The following is an 18155-nucleotide window of genomic DNA, read 5'->3' as shown; positions in this document are numbered from 1 at the left end:
TGAGTTAATAGATTTGCTTCCGGAGCAAAGCACCGGAAGCAAGGGATTCAGATAATAAAAGGTGTAGCACACATTGGAAGTGTACTACACCTAAGTAGGGAATTATACCGTGAAATCGCTGGCATCCACATCTTCCTGGTCTTCGATAACCTTGTCATCAAAAGTTAGCACAAAGAATAACAATATTACTGCTGCAAAGATGGCCGGTATCCACCAGAAATCGTACCACTGGCTAAGAGTCAATGCTTCGGCAGTTCCAAGAAAGCTATTGTAAACTTGTCCGGCAACTTGGGCTCCGATAAGCATGCCTACCCCATAGGTTATTAATACGATAAGGCCCTGTGCCTGACCACGTACGGTAGGGGTAGATTTCTTGTCGACATAAATTTGTCCGGTAACAAAGAAGAAATCATAGCAGATCCCGTGGAGTGCGATTCCGCCGATAATCATCCATGTTATTTCATCGGGGGCTCCCATGGCAAAGAGGGCATATCGTGCTACCCATGCAAGCATACCTGCAGCAAGCATCCATTTTACTCCTAGCCTCACAAAGAAGAAAGGCATGAGCAGCATGAAGATTACTTCCGACATTTGACCGATGGTTTGCGTGGCGGCAATATTTTCAAAACCGGTTGCACCCAGGAAAATTTGTGTGAAGTTGTAGTATGCTGCCAGCGGTATGGATATAAGCAGTGAACTGGCCAGGAAAATATAAAATGATTTACTACCCAGTTGTTTCAGTGCATCCACACCGATGATGCTTTTTACGGATACACTTTCACCTGCCGCAGGCGGTGGGGTATGTGGGAGGGAGAAACTGAAGAGTCCCAACAGCAAACTAGCACCCGATGCCAAATAGAGAGGCATAGCCGTTTGTTCCGGCTGCAAGCCTTCTGCGACAAAAGCACCAAGAACGAAACTTACAGTCAGACCGGCAACGATCCATCCCACGGTTCCAAATACACGGATGATGGGAAATTGTTTTTCCTGGTCCTCCATATTGTGAAATGCAAGAGTATTTGCAAGACTCATGGTTGGCATATAGCATAGATTGTAAGCCAAGAGTAGAAGAATAAACAAGAGAGGGGCATCAGATGCAAAAGGTGTCAAAAACATAAAGGCAGCGCCCAGAATATGGAGGGTCCCTAGTACTTTTTCAGTGGCAAAATAACGATCGGCAATTAGTCCCACAAAAAAGGGTGCTGCAATAGCAGCTATTGGATTCACTGTAAACGGCCAGTGAGTGAGATCTTCCATTCCATTGGCAGTCATATATACCGCTACCGCAGTATACCATGCACCCCAAATAAAAAATTCGAGGAACATCATGGTGCTAAGTTTTGCCTGTATTAGTTTGTTCATCTGAATACCTTATTGATTATGGTTAATTGGTTAATCCCGATAATTTTACTCCAATCAAAAAAAATTGCGGCCCTATAGCAAAAAAGTTGCACCTAATTTATGAAAAAACTAGACATAGAAAAGTAAAATGCCTTAATTCTTGGTGATGTGTAGGAAATGCTTGCAACGGGATGGCTCACTATTTACATCACTTCATATCAACACTCACTAAATGAACGGGATTACCATGGGAAGCAACAGGAAAGAATTTTTAAAGCAACTCGGATACCTGTCAGCAGGCTCTCTTTTATTACCGGGAATGGCAAAAGCAAACAGTAGTAATATGGGGAATGATCTCTTTTTCGATATCTCACTGGCCCAGTGGAGCCTTCATAAAGAACTGTTTGCAGGCAAGCTGACCCACCTGGACTTCCCTGCAACCGCCAAAAATGATTTCGGCATCGACGCCGTAGAGTATGTCAACCGGTTTTTCGCGGATAAAGTGCAAGACAAATCCTATCTCAATGAAATGAACAACCGCTGCCGGGATCTGGATGTTAACCAGGTACTCATCATGGTTGACGGTGAAGGTGGGCTGGCCGTATTAGATGATAAAAAGCGAAATGAGGCTGTTAAAAATCACTTTAAGTGGGTAGAGGCAGCAGAGCACCTGGGTTGTCACTCTATTAGAGTGAATGCTTATGGGGAAGGGACCCGTGAAGAGACCATGGATGCGGCGGTTGACGGTCTCAGTTGGCTTTCGGAATTTGCAAGTGATTATGGGGTGGGTATTATTGTCGAAAATCACGGAGGCTATTCGTCGGATGGGAAATGGCTCGCGGGTGTAATGGAACAGGTTAGTATGGAAAACTGTGGCACGTTACCTGACTTTGGTACTTCAAATTTCACAATCTCTGAAGGAAATGTATATGACAGATATAAAGGTGTGAAAGAGATGATGCCTTATGCAAAAGGAGTGAGCGCCAAGTCGTATGCCTTTAATGAGGATGGTTATGAAAAGAGTATAGATTACACTAGGATGCTGAATATTGTAAAAAATGCCGGCTTCACCGGTTACATTGGTGTTGAATATGAGGGTAATGAGCTTTCGGAGCGTGAGGGCATCATGAAAACAAAGAATCTACTGACGATGGTCGGGCAGGAAATAACCAAATAACAGGATAGTATATGCAGATAAAAGAAAGTACGAAGGAATACGATGTCTGTATTGTCGGTTCAGGAGCTGGCGGCGGTATGGCAGCGCATGAATTGACACAAGCCGGAGCCGATGTGGTTATGCTCGAAGCGGGTGGCTGGTTCGATTCAGAAGATTTTGCCATGTTTACCTGGCCGTACGAATCTCCAAGAAGAGGTGGTAGCACGCGGGAGCAGCCTTTTGGTGAATTTGATGCCTGTTTCGGTGGATGGGATATTGAAGGCGAACCCTATACAACTACGGAAGGAACCAAATTTGACTGGTTTCGCGGTAGAATGTTGGGCGGTCGAACAAACCACTGGGGACGGATTTCCCTCCGTTTCGGTCCCGATGATTTTCGCGTCAAAAGTATTGACGGAATGGGAGAAGACTGGCCCATTACTTACGAAGAGATAAGCCCTTATTATGACCGTATTGACCGGCTGATTGGCGTTTTCGGAACCAATGAAGGGATTCCTAACGAACCGGGGGGTATTTATCTACCCCCGCCGGAGCCGCGCTGTTACGAACATCTAATCAAGGATTCTTGCGACAATATGGGTATTCCCGTGATTCCCAGTCGCTTGTCAATTATTACCAAGCCTCATAACGGGCGTGCTGCCTGTCACTATTGCGGCCAGTGCAACCGCAGCTGTGCCACGCATTCCAACTTTTCCACACCCTCAGTATTACTGCCACCGGCCCTGGAAACCGGCAACCTGGAGATCATCAACAATGCCATGGTTCGGGAAGTTACCTATAGTGATGGAAAAGCGAGGGGCGTTTCCTACGTCAATAAAAAAGACAGAAAAGAGTATAAGGTACGGGCCAAAGTAGTAGTATTGGCTGCCAGTGCCTGCGAGTCGGCTCGTCTGCTTCTGAACTCTAAGTCCACCGATTTTCCTGCCGGGCTCGCAAATTCCAGCGGGACGGTGGGTAAGTACCTGATGGATACTACCGGCACCTCGGTGGCGGGATTAATACCGAAGCTGATGGACATGCCAGCTCATAATGAAGACGGAGTAGGAGGCATGCACCTCTACATTCCATGGTGGGAAGACAATTCCAAGCTCGATTTTGCCCGAGGTTACCATGTAGAACTGTGGGGAGGCCGCGGCATGCCCAGTTACGGTTTTATGGGAGGCATACAGAATTATAATGACATGTTCCGCAACGGACCCAAACGCAGTGGCGGATATGGAAAGAGCCTTAAAGAAGACTACCGAAAATATTACGGTTCTATTGTCGGGCTATCCGGGCGCGGTGAAAGCATCGGATATGAAGACAACTACTGTGAAATTGATCCTAATGTAGTTGATGAGTGGGGTATTCCCGTTCTGAGATTCAACTACAACTGGAGCGAACAGGAATACAACCAGGTGCGCCATATGCAGAACACCTTCCGGTCCATCATTGATGAAATGGGGGGACACGCACTTTGGGATATGCCCGGTAAGGAAGACGGGTATGGCATATCCAATCCCGGACAGATTATTCATGAGGTAGGTACAACCCGTATGGGTGACGATCCTAATACCTCGGTTCTGAATAAGCATTGTCAAGCACACGATGTAGATAATCTCTTTGTATTGGATGGAGGATCTTTTGTATCCCAGCCTCATAAAAATACCACCTGGACTATTCTGGCACTCTCAATGAGGGGATCGGAATATATTGCGGAAGAGATGAAGAAAGGAAATCTTTAACTGAATGAGTAACGAGTAATGAGTGATAAGTAATACTTTAGACCTAATTATTTTAATTAGCTTACTTACTTATTACTCATTACATATTTAATGTTTTAATAATGGATAGAAGAGAAGCTTTACGAACACTTTCACTGGGTACCCTGGCTGCGGGATTTGTTATGACCGGTTGTGAAACACCACCCCTAAAATCGACCCAGGATAAATTCTGGAAGCATATTTCCGAGGAGGATCTGGAAAAGTGGGAGAAGCAGTTTTTCACGGATCATGAATTTGAGACAGTGCGACAGCTGGCAAACATGATTATTCCCACCGATGAGCGTTCAGGGAATGCAGAGGAGGCCGGCGTACCTGAGTTCATTGATTTTACCATGTTAGATCGTCCGTCATACCAAACCCCGATTCGGGGCGGTTTGAACTGGCTGGATATTCAGTGCCAGAAAAAGTTTGATAACACCTTCACCGACTGCACCGAAGAGGAGAAAGTAGCGATGCTGGACGAGATTGCCTATCCTGATGATGCAAAACCCGAGATGCAGCAGGGGGTTAGCTTCTTTAACCGATTTAGAGATCTGGTTGCCTCCGGTTTCTGGTCGAGTAAAATGGGTATAGAAGATATCGGCTATATGGGTAATCAACCGTACGCCTGGGAAGGCTGCTCGCACGAAGCAATGGAACATATCGGATTAGCAGACAAGAAGAGTTAATCTTATAGATCCGGATAACCTTTGTGTAGCTCTGTACACCTCTGCGAAACTCTGTGTAATAATTATTTTCAATAATGACTAAACCTTAAATATTTTGATGATGATTCACTTACGTGCAATTCTCTCATTACTTCTAATTCTTACACTTACCAACTGTATGTCTAACGCTCAAAACACCCTTACCGAACAGGAAAAAGCCGACGGCTGGCAACTTCTTTTCGATGGAACTTCAACCGACGGCTGGCGAAGCTATAACGGGGATAGCTTTCCCGAGAAAGGCTGGGAAGTAGAAGACGGGATGATTACGGTACTTTCAGAATCGGGTGGAGGAGATATCATCACGGATCAAAAGTTCGGTAATTTTATTCTAAAACTGGAGTGGAGAGTTCAGGAGTCGGGCAATAGCGGTATCTTTTACCGGGCCATGGAGCAGCCTACTCAACCAATTTACTGGTCAGCACCTGAGATGCAGGTCCTCGACAACGAAAATCACCCGGATGCAGAAATGGGTGAAAATGGAAACAGAAAGGCCGGTTCATTATATGATCTAATTCCGGCCAAACCACAGAATGCCAAACCCTTTGGAGAATGGAACAGCGTACAAATCGTAGCTGAAGGCGCACAGATAGAGCACTGGCAGAATGGTGAAAAAGTTTTAGAATATGAGCTTTGGACCAATGAGTGGTATGAAATGATCCGCAACAGCAAGTTTGCCAGTCACCCGGAATTTGGAGATGCCCGTGAAGGATATATCGGTTTACAAGACCACGGCGACCGAGTAAATTTCCGTAACATTAAAATTAAAGAGCTCGAGTAATCTTTGGCCACAGATCTCCACTAATATATTTAGGGCCACGGATTTATGCGGATTTTAGTTAAATCCGTGTAAATCCGTGGCTAAAGAGAAGGGTCACATTCACGGTAGGCATCTATGACAGCCTGTTCACCCTCTTTACCGGGCATTGAATTGCCGTGTTCCATTCCAATAATGCCGTCATATCCCTTGGAATGGATAAATTCGAATACATTTGGGTAATTAATTTCTCCGGTGGTGGGTTCATTTCTTCCAGGGTTATCACCTACCTGTATATAAGCTATTTCCTCCCAGGCATAATCCAAATTGGGTATGAGATTACCCTCAGTGATCTGCTGATGATACACATCATATAGGATTTTACAGCTTGGACTGTCTACTGCTTTGCAAATCTCGTAGGCCTGTGAAGTTTTGGTGAGAAACTGTCCCGGGTGATCTCTTAAAGGATTTAACGGCTCCAGTACCATAACCAGTCCATGAGGTTCCAGGATGGCAGCGGCTTTTTTCAAAATGCCGATTACATTTGCAGTTTGATAAGCCAGTTCGAGACGAGGATGCAGTCGTCCTGGCACTACGGTCATCCATGTGGCATTAACCCTATCGGCAATTGCTACAGATTGCTCTATCTCTTCCAGAAACTTATCGTGAGCGGCAGAATCATCGGTGGTGAGGTTAGGCTCCGACCAGCCTATGGTATGAGCTACAAAGACTCCCATAGCCATATTCAGCCGGCTCATCTCCGCGGCGATGCGCTTTTGCTGCTCCACCGGTCGATTGCGCATCTCATTATCCTCAAGTGACCGAAAACCGGCATCATGCATAAAACGTAGCTGATCCAGAAAATCCGAGCCGCCAAGATTTCCGAACATTCCGAAGTGAGGTGCGTAATTGAGGGTGAACGTATCTGCGGAGTGCATCGACCTATTTCCCGGTGTTGCAATAGCTCGCATCCCACCCAGCGAAGCAAATGCCCCTGTTGCTAAAAGACTCTTTAGAAAGTGTTTCCGGTTCAAGACGCAAAGGTTAGGTTAGCTAGATTATAAAGACCAGGCTCTTCCTCCGGTAGCTTCCTCAAGATCGACACAACCTTCCTGCCTGCCGGGGATAGGTTCATAGGCAAGAATTTCCTCACCGACTGTCTGACTGGTTTTATAGCTCCAGATGGCCATGCTTCTTAGGTTGGTAAGCAGGGCAAAATTGGCAACCTCATCAAAGAGTTCAATAGACTCCCCGTTTTGCTTGGCCTGGGTGTAGTTATTGATCTCCTCATAAATTCTTTGTTCTTCTTCCGGTGATTTTTCGAGACTTTCCGCGACATAAGGCCGGATGTCATCTTCCGTGAGCGAGGAAACATCACTACTATCATTATCAGCACTAAGCTGTTCAATAAATTTACCCAGATATTCCTTTGTACGATCTTGTTCCTCAATGCTTACAACTTCATTAACATATTGATCAATGAACTCGGGAACGTTGACTTCCGAAGCACTGGGTGTGTCGGCCGTTGCCGGCAGTATGATATCAACGATTTTTGTAATGATATCCTTTTCGACATCAGTGAAAAACATTGCTGTTGCACCTGCAGTTGAACCAGAATTGGAACATCCCTGCAGTATGCTCACCGCGGTCGGTGCGCCTACAAGAAAACCGAATGAGAGTCCGAGTTTTTTAAGAGCTTCGCGTCTATTCATAGTATGTCAATTACAGGTTCATCTTTTTGAGTTCTTCTACGGCATGGTTGGCAGCACGGGCTGTCAGCGCCATATAGGTGAGGGAAGGGTTCTGACAACCGGCTGAGGTCATTGCAGCTCCGTCCGTTACATAAACGTTGGGAACGGAATGTACCTGGTTGTTTCCATTCAGAACGGATGTCTTCGGATCTCGACCCATTCTGGCGGTACCCATTTCGTGAATACCCAAACCGGGTGCACCGATGTTATCGTAGGTTGAAACGTCTTTGAATCCGGCATTTTCAAGCATTTCAGCAGCCTGGTTCGCCATATCTTCCCGCATGGCCATCTCATTCTCCTTGAATTCGGCATCGAATGTTACTGTCGGCAGGCCCCATTCATCGGTCTTATCGTAATCCAGCGTCATTTTGTTTTCATGGTAGGGAAGAGTCTCACCGAAAGCAGTAATGCCCATTGACCAGCCGCCGGGCTTCAGTATGGCTTCTTTAAGGTCTTCACCGTAATTCAATTCACGAACGGATTCTGACCAGTCACCACGGCTTGCGCCACCCTGGTAGCCGTAACCTCGCAGGAAGTTATCCATATCGGTACTTCCTCCAAGGTTTCTGAATCTCGGTATATAAACACCATTAGGCCTTCTGCCGGTGTAATATTTATCTTCAAATCCTTCATATCTGCCTGAGGCACCGACCCGGAAATGATGATCCATAATATTATGACCGAGCTCTCCGGAGTCATTACCAAGACCGTTTGGAAAGCGATCGGAGGTTGACTGCATCAATATGCTTGCGGATGCAATGGCTGAAGCACAAAGGAAAATTACCTTTGCACGGTACTCATAAGTTTCTTTTGATTCCCTGTCAATAACACGTACACCGGTGGCCCTTTGTGTTTCAGGATCGTACATAATTTCATGAACGATTGAGTTTGGCATCAGTGTCATGTTTCCGGTTTTATCAGCGGCGGGCAGGGTGGAGGAGTTACTGCTGAAATAGGCTCCGTATGGGCAACCTCTCATACAGCGATTGCGATACTGGCAGGTAACACGTCCGAGACCTTCTTTGGTACCTTCGGTAATATGGGCAGTACGACCAATAGTAAGTACACGGTCGTTGTACTGTTGGGCCATACTCTGCTTGAGGTGATCTTCTACACAATTTAGCTCCATTGGTTTAAGAAATTTGCCGTCGGGCAGCTGGGGAAGACCAAGATTCTCACCGCTCACACCAATATATTCTTCCACGTAATCGTACCATTGTTGGATATCACTATATCTGATTGGCCAGTCAATAGCGATGCCCTCTTTGGCATTGGCCTCAAAATCTATGTCGCTCAGTCGATAACTCTGACGTCCCCACATAAGAGAACGACCGCCCACATGGTACCCTCTGATCCAGTCGAATCTTTTCTCTTCGTTATAAGGGTGCTTAAGATCATCAACAAAGAAGTGGGAGTGGGCCTTATGAGTGACATAACCGGTTCGCGCCTGTTTTTCTTGTCTTTTCTGTTCTTCGCGCGTCGGTTCACCGTTGTTTTCAAAATCCCAGGGATCCATGTGCATGGTGGGGTAGTCGTCCACGTGCTCAACCATCCGTCCTCGTTCCAGGACCAGTGTTTTGAGACCATTTTCAGTTAACTCTTTGGCAGCCCATCCGCCACTGATTCCGGTACCGACTACGATAGCATCGTAATCATCAGATTGGGACTGGATGTTAAAGTTTAAATCGCTCATGGGATCACAATATTTTTAATGGGATTAACCCGAACATTATAGATTAGTAGAGGCATACTTGCAAGCTTTTTGCATAATGCTTAAAGGTATTTTTCTATATTTTTCATTTTCTTGCAATTTACTTCCTAAAATTCCTTATTAAAGAGAATTATAAATCGGGTAAAAAAATACTGATCTATGGAATTTCACAGAAAGTTGCGATACGGGATGGTAGGAGGGGGCCCGGGCGCATTTATCGGAGAGGTTCACCGGATGGCCGCTGCTCTTGACGGTCATATGGAACTGGTGGCGGGGGCATTTTCCTCGTCAAAAGAGAAGTCAGACAAAATGGGTAAGCAGCTTCAACTTGACAATGACCGGGTATACGGCTCATTCAAGGAGATGGCTGAAAAAGAAGCCGCACTTCCAGAAGATGAGCGTATCGATTTTGTATCCGTAGTAACGCCCAATCACCTTCACTACCCGGTTTGTAAAGCCTTTATAGAGCAGGGCATTCATGTTGTTTGTGATAAGCCCCTGACTAATACCATTGAAGAGGCAGAGGAGCTATGCCGCTTGGTGGAGAAGCATGACGTAGTATTTGGACTCACCCATACTTATACCGGTTACCCGATGGTTAAGCAGGCCCGGGAGATGATATGGGATAATAAATTGGGCAAACTGCGGAAGATCGTAGTAGAGTATCCGCAGGGCTGGCTCTCAGAACCTATCGAACAGGAGGGAGCCAAACAGGCCGAATGGAGAACAGATCCAGATAAGGCAGGAATCTCCTCGGCAGTCGGTGATATCGGTACCCATGCCGAAAACCTGGTGGAATATATCACCGGTCTCAAAATGCAGAAGCTCTATGCCGACATTACTTCATTTGTAGAGGGTAGGAAACTCGAGGATGATGCCAACTTGCTGGTACACTATGAGCAGGGTGTCAAAGCCATTTTGTATTGTTCACAGATTTCGGTTGGGGAAGAAAATGACCTAAAAATCAGGATCTATGGTACGGATGCCTCCCTGGAATGGGGTCAGGAAAATCCTAACTATCTCTACGTACGGTACCCGGATCGACCCGAAGAGATCTATAAAAGAGGGAATCCCTATCTTTCGGAAATTGCCAATTTCAACAATCGAATTCCGCCCGGTCACCCGGAGGGATTTATTGAGGCATTTGCCAATATTTATATGAATGTGGGTCGAACCATCCTAGCAAAAGAAAAGGGCGTGGAACTGAACCGGTTTTCCACTGATTTCCCCACTGTTTATGATGGAGCAGTAGGGGTTCATTTCATACATAAAACCATTGAAAGCGGGAAAAAGAATGAATGGGTGGACATGAACTATTCCCCGGGGTCAGGTTGATTATCCAAACGCTACACTCAGCTTAAGAATAACTATACCATTTGGAATAAAGATTCATGCAAAAAAATTTCCAGTGGAAAATTGGAAGAATAGCAATAGCTTCTGAAAGTCCTTCAGGCATTTTCGGAAGATCACATATTAGTAACAATCGTTATCAGACTTTCATTAACATTTAAAACAGAAACGGAATGGCAAATACAGTAGACAGTAATCAAGAAAGAAGCTATGATCTGAAGAGGGTTATACTCTTATCGACAGCGGCCGCGTTAGGCGGTTTTCTCTTTGGATTTGACAGTGGCGTCATCAACGGTACGGTGGATGCTTTGCAAAAAGCTTTTGATTCTGATGCAGCGGTAACCGGTTTCAATGTAGCCTCGGTACTTCTGGGTGCTATGGTGGGTGCCTTTTTTGCGGGTACGCTTGCTGACAAATTCGGCAGAAAGCCGGTCATGATTGCAACAGCCCTGGCTTTTATTCTGAGTGCCTGGGGATCCGGTATATCTGACGGTTCTCTAGAATTTGTAATCTATCGTGTAATCGGGGGTATGGCAATGGGAGCTGCAAGTATTCTGGCTCCGGCTTATATCAGTGAAATTGCACCCTCAAAAATTCGGGGTAGCCTGGCTACCTTGCAGCAGCTTATGATTGTCTTTGGTCTATTCATGGCATTTATGAGCAATTACTGGCTGGCGGGAATGTCGGGCGGTGCCTATGAAGTGTTTTGGGGAGGTTTCCGAACCTGGCAATGGATGTTTTGGGCTGAGATAGTACCGGCTTCTATATTCCTGTTTTCACTCTTAACGATTCCGGAATCGCCTCGGTATCTGGTTGCTGCCGGTAAAGTGGATGAAGCCCAAAGCGTTCTTAAAAATATTTCGCCACTGGCCGACGCGAAGGCAAAAGTTGATGATATCCGATCCACGCTCCGTGAAGGGGTTAAGCCGCGCCTTAAGGATGTGATAAGCAAATATACCGGTAAGATACACCCACTGGTGTGGGTAGGACTCGGTTTGGCAATGCTGCAACAGTTTACCGGTATCAATGTGATTTTCTACTACGGAGCCACACTTTGGAAAGCGGCCGGTTTTACAGAAGCCGATGCGTTGTTGCAAAATGTTATCAGCGGTAGTGTGAATATCTTTTTCACCTTTGTCGCAATTGCCCTTGTAGATAGAGTGGGACGTAAACCGCTCCTGCTGGTCGGTTCACTGGGTCAGGCAGTAATGCTCGGTGTTATGGCATACATTTTCAGTACAGCACCTTCCGGCGGACCGGATTCACTGACTTTAGCCGGGAATCAAGGTTTATATGCCCTGTTGGCTGCAAACGCCTATATAGCTTTCTTTGCATTCTCCTGGGGACCTGTAATGTGGGTAATGCTGGGCGAAATGTTCCCGAACCAGTATCGCGGTGCTGCACTCGCCTTATGCGGGATGGCACAGTGGGGAGCAAACTTCCTGATCACCATGACCTTCCCGGTATTGCTTTCATCTATGGGACTTGGATTCTCCTATGGAATCTATGCCTTCTTCGGAATTGTAGCATACCTATTTGTGAAGCTCTTTGTGAAAGAGACAAAAGGAAAAACGCTCGAAGATATGTCACGTGAAGAGGCAGAACGGGAGAAACTCTCTGGGGGAGTGGTATAACGAATTAATTATTAATAGTTATTTAGTACGTTCAAGATTTAGAGTGCCCGGTATTTTATTTCCCGCAGATTCTCAATTATATATTCTGTGAAAATCAGCGAAATCTGCGGGAGATTTAATCTATGTCACCAACTTAAATTAGCTGATGTTTAATAACATTTCCTTATATGGAAACAAATAATCTTATTGGCATAGATTTATCTTTCCTGGATATTGCTACTATTCTCGTTTACTTCCTGGCAGTTTTTGCCATAGCCTGGTGGGCTTCCCGTCGGGAAAGATCTCAAAATGAGTCTGCCGATTATTTCCTTGCCGGAAGGGATGTAGGCTGGTTTGTCGTTGGGGCGTCTTTATTTGCTTCCAATATCGGTTCGGAGCATCTGATCGGGCTGGCCGGGAGCGGATTTGCAGAAGGATTACCGGTTGCCCAGTATGAAATCCTTGCCGGCCTTGCTTTATTAATGCTGGGATGGATCTTTGTTCCTTTCTATCTGAAAAGCAATGTATCCACGATGCCGGAGTTCCTTGAGAAAAGGTACGACAGCAAATCCAGGGTATATCTATCCGTGGTTTCCATCATCGGTTATGTGCTCACAAAGATATCTGTGACCATCTACGCGGGCGGGATTGTATTTGAGGCTATTGGTGTGAATTTCTGGGTAGGTGCTTTCGTACTGGTGGTAGCTACCGGCATTTATACCATCTTCGGAGGATTGAAAGCGGTAGTATACACCGACATGGTGCAGATGTTCGTGCTCGTTGGGGGTGCCTTAGCAGTCACCTTTTTTGGTTTACAGGAGCTTGGTGGGTGGGGGAAAATGACCGAAGTTGTAGATCCTGAATTTTTTAGTTTATGGAGGGATGCCGAAGATACCAACTATCCTTGGACCGGTATCTTGTTTGGGGCTCCCATTCTGGGCATCTGGTACTGGTGTACTGATCAGTTTATCGTGCAGCGGGTGCTTTCGGCCAGGGATGAGACCAATGCACGAAAGGGAACTATCTTTGCCGGCTACCTAAAGATGCTGCCGCTCTTTATATTTGTGCTTCCCGGAATAGTGGCTTATGCACTGGTTCAGCAGGGTTCCCTTCATATAGCTGAACCTAACGACACACTGCCTGTCCTTGCACAGGCTGTGCTACCGGTAGGTCTTCGTGGTCTGGTTATTGCAGGCCTCTTTGCCGCCCTGATGAGCTCACTCTCTTCTGTATTCAATTCCTGTTCCACGCTGATCACGCTTGATTTCTACAAGAAATACAAACCTACCTCAACAGAACATGAGCTGGTCGTTGTGGGACAAGTATCCACGGTGATCCTGGTTATATTCGGACTGCTTTGGATTCCTTTTATGGAGTATTTTTCCAATCAGCTGTTCCTCTATCTGCAGAGTGTTCAGGCCTATATAGCTCCGCCCATTACGGCGGTATTTTTGGTTGGGCTATTTTACAAACGACTAAACAGCAAAGGGTCGATTACATCCCTCATTACCGGGTTTGTACTGGGATTTCTCAGGTTCTTTTTAGAGTTGTACAAAGATTCCCTATCAGGATTCTGGTATGAACTGGCAACCATCAATTTCCTGCATTTTGCCCTGCTGCTGTTTGTGATCTGTACGGTCATACTGATCGCCGTTAGTTTGCTGACTGAAAAACCGGATGAAGAGCAGATTAAGGATGTGGTGTACCGCAAGGCTGTGGATCAGTCACAGGTAAGCGAGCGCTCTATCTGGTGGACGCTGGGATTACTAGGCATTATTGCCTTCCTGTGGATTTATTTCAGTTAGATAGTAAAAAGGCTGTTACACAGAGCAGCACAAAGTAGTCACAGAGGTGCACAGAGTTTTATAAATATAAACAACCCTCCAAGGGTCTGTTCGACCCTTGGAGGGTTTGGAATTTAGTTTAAGTAGATATATCTAATCAGCGCAGATTTGTAGCATCAGCGTCATCCGTGTTCTATCAATTGCCGGAAGCTACAGTTTTACCTAGCAGGCGTTGGGCTTCCGCAACCTGGGCACTGTTCGGATATTCATCCACGATCCTCTGAGCATACTCGCGAGCCTGCTCCATATCGCCGGCATCCTGAAAAGCATTGGCTGCTTCCAGGTAGTTGTAAGGAGTAGTAGATTCGTTCAGATCCAGTTCTGCTGCTTCTACATAGGTTTGAGCTGCCTCTTCATGATTACCAACCTCAGTTAGCAGTACACCTTTAAAAGACAGAGGTGCCACACCCATGATGCCGTCAGGAAATTCATAGCTGTTGATGTAATTCAGTGCCTGTTCGGTGTTACCAAGTTTATACTCACAAACCGCGGCATAATAGCGAGCGAGGTTGGCGGCATCGGTACCCGAATAATTATTGATGATTTGTTCAAAGCCAACGGTGAAGTCTTCTTCCGATCCCATGAGTGCACTTTCGTAATTACCGTTTAAATAGTAGGTCTCAGCCATACCCATCAATTCCTGGGCTCGGGTTTCCTGTTGCTGGCTGTAATAATAATATCCGAAAGAAAGTGCGATCAGCAGTATTACCGCAACGCCTGCCCAAATGATGGTATTTTTATTCTGCAGGTAAAAGCTCTGTACCTTTGCATACGATTGCAGCAGCGGATCCTGTTCAAGTTCTTCCTGTGTAAGTTTCTTTGCCATTTTTAAAGTTTAACTACGTTATTCTGTGATTTCAAAGGAGGTCAAAATTATCATTGTTTTGGATTTAACCAAAATCTAAAATGGATGTAAATTACCCTTACTCAGCTGATATATAACATCCGATCGTTTTGCAATATCTTTCTCGTGTGTGATGAGCAGAATACTGACATTTTCCAACTCACGAAGCTTAAAAAGCATATCTAACAAGATATCGGTGTTTTCTTCATCCAGGTTACCTGTCGGCTCATCCGCAAGTATAAGTTTGGGATTATTCATCAGCGCTCTTGCCATAGCCACTCTCTGCTGCTCACCCCCTGAGAGTTGTGTGGGACGGTGTTCGGCTCTGGCGGGAATACCGAACTGTTCCATTAATTCCGAGGCGCGGGTCTTTGCTTTTGAGAAATCCGTTCCCGAAATAAGGGCCGGCATCATTATGTTTTCAATGGCCGTGAATTCCGGTAGTAGGTGATGAAACTGAAACACAAAACCCAGCTGCGTGTTTCTAAATTCAGCGAGGCTTTCATCATCCATGGTATAGATATTGTGATCATTCCATGAAACAGTACCCGAATCCGGTTTGTCAAGTCCGCCCAGTACATGAAGGAGGGTACTTTTACCACTTCCGCTGGCTCCGATTACTGAGACGATGGATCCTCGTGCAATGGAAAGGGATACATCATCAAGCACCGTTAATGCTCCTTCTCCATCTTTCTGGGGATAGGTTTTAACAATATTTGAACCGGTTAGTATGGTATCGGCTTCGCTCATTATTCTTCAAGCTTGCTGTTGTTTAGTGTGGGATATACGAAAGATTCAATATGCACACAGAGGTTTGTTTCCATATCGACTTTAGCCTGTATACCACAAATATGATTATTCCCGTCGGCCAGTTTGTACCGGTGAGGCGTACCCAGCATAAAACGTTTCATGGATGTTTCCTTGTCCATTCCAAGAACGGAATCAAATGAACCGGTCATGCCCACATCAGAAATATAGCCTGTGCCATCGGGCAGGATGCGTGCGTCATTAGTAGGTATATGAGTATGAGTACCCACAAATACTGAGATCTTGCCATCCAGATGCCAAGCCAGTGCCATTTTCTCTGCGGTAGCTTCGGCGTGGAAATCAACAAATATCAGATCCGTCTCATCCTTAATCCTGTCGATAGCCCAATCGGCCGTTGAAAACGGATCGTCTATGGCACTCATAAACGTTCTTCCCTGCAGATTTAGCACACCGATTTTTCGGTCCATACCGGGGATGTCATAAATGCCGTAACCGTATCCCGGATTACCTTTCGGATAGTTTAGGGGACGCAGGATATTCCCGTCATTTTTCATGTAGGAAAACACTTTCCATTTGGCAAAGGAGTGGTTTCCCCCGGTAATGACATGTACCCCAAGATCATAAAGCTTTGCTATGATATCCCGGTTGATACCTTTTCCCTGATGGGAATTTTCGCCATTGGCGATCACAAAATCGGCGTCATATTTTTTAATGAATCCCGGTAAAAAGGTATCCAGCAAGTTCAGGCCGGGGTCACCTACGATATCGCCGATGAATAAGATATTCAGTAAATTCTTGGACATAAATTGTTGAAGAATCGTCTAAAATTTGAAGCACAAAGGTAAGGAATTACGAGGGCTATTCAGAATGGGAATTTGAAATAAACTGCCCAAGGTTTTTCTTTTGAAGTAAACCATGTCTGTGACACGCGTCTTACGGATTACTTAGGGTACTCGTTCTAAAGGATTTTGAGCATTGAAGGCGGGAGTACAACTCCCTCAGAGCCAATAATGACAAAAACGAAACAGGCTGCGAGGTGGTTGTACCACCGAGGTAATGCTGTTTACTAGTTTAATTAAATTCTAAAAGGGTTTTTGGGTAAAAATTTGGTAATAATGGTTCATCACACTGTATGATACTCTTGGGCGTCCAAAAGTATCACAAAAAACNAAATTCTAAAAGGGTTTTTGGGTAAAAATTTGGTAATAATGGTTCATCACACTGTATGATACTCTTGGGCGTCCAAAAGTATCACAAAAAACGCCGCCAGGATTTGCTCGGCAGAACGGTGGATACATTTGGCAAGAGTAAAAACAAAGATCCTTACGGTTTATCAGCTGCTTTAAATATCTCATCGGTGTGTTTTTACAACCACTTGCCTGCATGTATCCTCCGTAATCATCTGCTTCACAACTCCAAGTGCGGTTAAGATACTTAAGTTAGATTTCTACACTAATTCACTAACCTTAAAGGTGTCATCCCGACCGCCAGTGGAGGGATCTCATCCGTTCAGACAGTGCTGTATTTCGAATTAAATTTGGCCTTTTAACTAAATTGTGATCGTCATTTCAAGAAGTGGGTAAAAGAGTGTAAATCTAGCATTAAACGGACAGGAGTACGACACCCTCAGAGTATTAGGTGGAATTCTATTCGTAAATGTTGCTCATGAAACGTTTGGCTTAATTTATATAGCTAGGTATTAATGGTAAGGGGTTTGGGGGTATTGCGGGAAAGTCAAATGAAGAAGCATTTAGTGTGGAATAGCACAGTTTTAGAAACAACTATAGTTTGAACAATATCTCAATACCCCCAATGGTTTTTTGGTTCGTTTTTGGCCATCCAAAAATGAACAATACCATATAATTTGGCTCCGGCTCCGAGGTAGTTGCACCACCGTTGATTGGCTTATGTTATTGGAGCATACTGATAAATCTGAACACCGGTGGGTAATTATCCTTGAACTTCTTTGATATGCAAGAGCTTAGCTTTGAATCTCCTCAATCAGACTCTCAAGCGACTTGTTAACCCCTTGCAGTACTTTGTCATCCTGCTGGTTCAGCTCCCGGTTTCGTCGTCTTTCTTCGAAGAGCTCTTCGGCGATACTTAAGGCAGCCAGGACCATTACTGTTGCCTCGGGCTGTTTACTCAGTTCTTTTTTATACTGGCGAAACTTCTCATCCACATACTGGGAAATACGCATCATCGTCTCGACTTCAGAGTCCTCAACTTTGAGGGGATACTGCTTGCCTAATATGGTGATCTTGATGGATTTCATTGTCCGTCCTCGAGGTGTTCATCGATCTTGGAAATGAGGCCCAAAACCTGATGGCGAAGCGCCATGCGTTCGGTTTCCGAAATAGCGGAATAAATATCTGTCTGACCCTCCTGAATTTCCTTGATTTGGTCTTTGAGTTGTGAGTTTTCTTTCTTCAGACTCTTCACCTGATTTTTCAGCGAATCGACTTCATCCCTGATCTGGTCAAGCAGCCTTTGAAATTGCTCATTATGTGGACTGTCGTTCGAAAGCAAGCC

Annotated in this window: 15 protein-coding genes and 1 pseudogene; 7 read left to right on the top strand and 9 right to left on the bottom strand. The window is 45.3% G+C overall.

Features of this window, described 5'->3' with window-relative positions; translation table 11 throughout:
• Positions 1 to 102: 102 nt before the first annotated feature.
• Positions 103 to 1362 carry an MFS transporter gene (locus G3570_RS08245; protein ID WP_165141103.1) on the bottom strand — a complete coding sequence of 420 codons (1260 nt, stop codon included), beginning with the start codon at positions 1360 to 1362 and terminating at the stop codon, positions 103 to 105.
• Between the two features lie 211 nt (positions 1363 to 1573).
• Between G3570_RS08245 and G3570_RS08240 the strand changes: the two genes are divergently transcribed.
• From G3570_RS08240 to G3570_RS08225, 4 genes are all read left to right on the top strand, one after another.
• Positions 1574 to 2518, top strand: coding sequence for a sugar phosphate isomerase/epimerase family protein (locus G3570_RS08240; protein ID WP_249066811.1), 945 nt, complete (start codon positions 1574 to 1576; stop codon positions 2516 to 2518).
• 11 nt (positions 2519 to 2529) lie between these two features.
• Positions 2530 to 4242, top strand: a complete 1713-nt coding sequence (locus G3570_RS08235; RefSeq protein WP_165141101.1) for a GMC family oxidoreductase — start codon at positions 2530 to 2532, stop codon at positions 4240 to 4242.
• Between the two features lie 101 nt (positions 4243 to 4343).
• Entirely contained in the window at positions 4344 to 4949 is a 606-nt protein-coding gene (locus G3570_RS08230) for a gluconate 2-dehydrogenase subunit 3 family protein (RefSeq protein WP_249066809.1), read from the top strand.
• A gap of 157 nt (positions 4950 to 5106) precedes the next feature.
• Positions 5107 to 5766: a 3-keto-disaccharide hydrolase gene (locus G3570_RS08225; RefSeq protein WP_249066807.1), complete on the top strand. Its 660-nt coding sequence runs from the start codon at positions 5107 to 5109 to the stop codon at positions 5764 to 5766.
• Positions 5767 to 5846: 80 nt separating this feature from the next.
• Here G3570_RS08225 and G3570_RS08220 read toward each other — a convergent pair whose 3' ends face one another.
• Genes G3570_RS08220 through G3570_RS08210 form a run of 3 tightly spaced genes read right to left on the bottom strand, consistent with a single transcriptional unit; the run spans position 5847 to position 9186 of the window.
• Positions 5847 to 6776: a hydroxypyruvate isomerase family protein gene (locus G3570_RS08220; RefSeq protein ID WP_165141097.1), complete on the bottom strand. Its 930-nt coding sequence runs from the start codon at positions 6774 to 6776 to the stop codon at positions 5847 to 5849.
• A 24-nt stretch (positions 6777 to 6800) separates the two neighbouring features.
• Positions 6801 to 7454, bottom strand: a complete 654-nt coding sequence (locus G3570_RS08215) for a gluconate 2-dehydrogenase subunit 3 family protein (protein WP_165141095.1) — start codon at positions 7452 to 7454, stop codon at positions 6801 to 6803.
• A gap of 10 nt (positions 7455 to 7464) precedes the next feature.
• Positions 7465 to 9186, bottom strand: coding sequence for a GMC oxidoreductase (locus G3570_RS08210; protein WP_165141093.1), 1722 nt, complete (start codon positions 9184 to 9186; stop codon positions 7465 to 7467).
• Between the two features lie 177 nt (positions 9187 to 9363).
• Between G3570_RS08210 and G3570_RS08205 the strand changes: the two genes are divergently transcribed.
• The 3 genes from G3570_RS08205 (at position 9364) to G3570_RS08195 (ending at position 13972) form a co-directional block, all read left to right on the top strand.
• The gene (locus G3570_RS08205; protein WP_165141091.1) at positions 9364 to 10539 is read left to right on the top strand and encodes a Gfo/Idh/MocA family protein; all 1176 of its coding nucleotides are present in this window, start codon (positions 9364 to 9366) and stop codon (positions 10537 to 10539) included.
• A gap of 188 nt (positions 10540 to 10727) precedes the next feature.
• Positions 10728 to 12188 carry a sugar porter family MFS transporter gene (locus tag G3570_RS08200; RefSeq protein ID WP_165141089.1) on the top strand — a complete coding sequence of 487 codons (1461 nt, stop codon included), beginning with the start codon at positions 10728 to 10730 and terminating at the stop codon, positions 12186 to 12188.
• A 167-nt stretch (positions 12189 to 12355) separates the two neighbouring features.
• Entirely contained in the window at positions 12356 to 13972 is a 1617-nt protein-coding gene (locus G3570_RS08195; RefSeq protein WP_165141087.1) for a sodium:solute symporter, read from the top strand.
• 175 nt (positions 13973 to 14147) lie between these two features.
• Here the strand turns inward: G3570_RS08195 and G3570_RS08190 are convergent, their stop codons facing one another.
• The 5 genes and pseudogenes from G3570_RS08190 to G3570_RS08170 form a co-directional block, all read right to left on the bottom strand.
• A complete protein-coding gene (locus G3570_RS08190) occupies positions 14148 to 14837 on the bottom strand; it encodes a tetratricopeptide repeat protein (RefSeq protein WP_165141085.1) in 690 nt (229 codons plus the stop codon).
• Positions 14838 to 15062: 225 nt separating this feature from the next.
• Positions 15063 to 15605, bottom strand: a pseudogene (locus G3570_RS08185) (ABC transporter ATP-binding protein); the annotation flags it as partial.
• Positions 15605 to 16426: a TIGR00282 family metallophosphoesterase gene (locus G3570_RS08180; RefSeq protein ID WP_165141081.1), complete on the bottom strand. Its 822-nt coding sequence runs from the start codon at positions 16424 to 16426 to the stop codon at positions 15605 to 15607. The pseudogene G3570_RS08185 and the gene G3570_RS08180, both read right to left, overlap by 1 nt.
• Positions 16427 to 17604: 1178 nt before the next feature.
• Positions 17605 to 17898, bottom strand: coding sequence for a cell division protein ZapA (locus G3570_RS08175; RefSeq protein WP_165141079.1), 294 nt, complete (start codon positions 17896 to 17898; stop codon positions 17605 to 17607).
• Complete coding sequence (locus G3570_RS08170; protein ID WP_165141077.1) at positions 17895 to 18152, bottom strand: Wss1p-related putative metallopeptidase; 258 nt, start codon at positions 18150 to 18152, stop codon at positions 17895 to 17897. Before G3570_RS08170 ends, G3570_RS08175 begins: the two co-directional genes overlap by 4 nt.
• Positions 18153 to 18155 lie beyond the last annotated feature (3 nt).

Source organism: Halalkalibaculum roseum (assembly GCF_011059145.1).
In the GTDB taxonomy this organism is placed as follows: Bacteria; Bacteroidota; Rhodothermia; order Balneolales; family Balneolaceae; genus Halalkalibaculum; species Halalkalibaculum roseum.
This window is presented reverse-complemented; position numbering and strand designations above follow the sequence as displayed.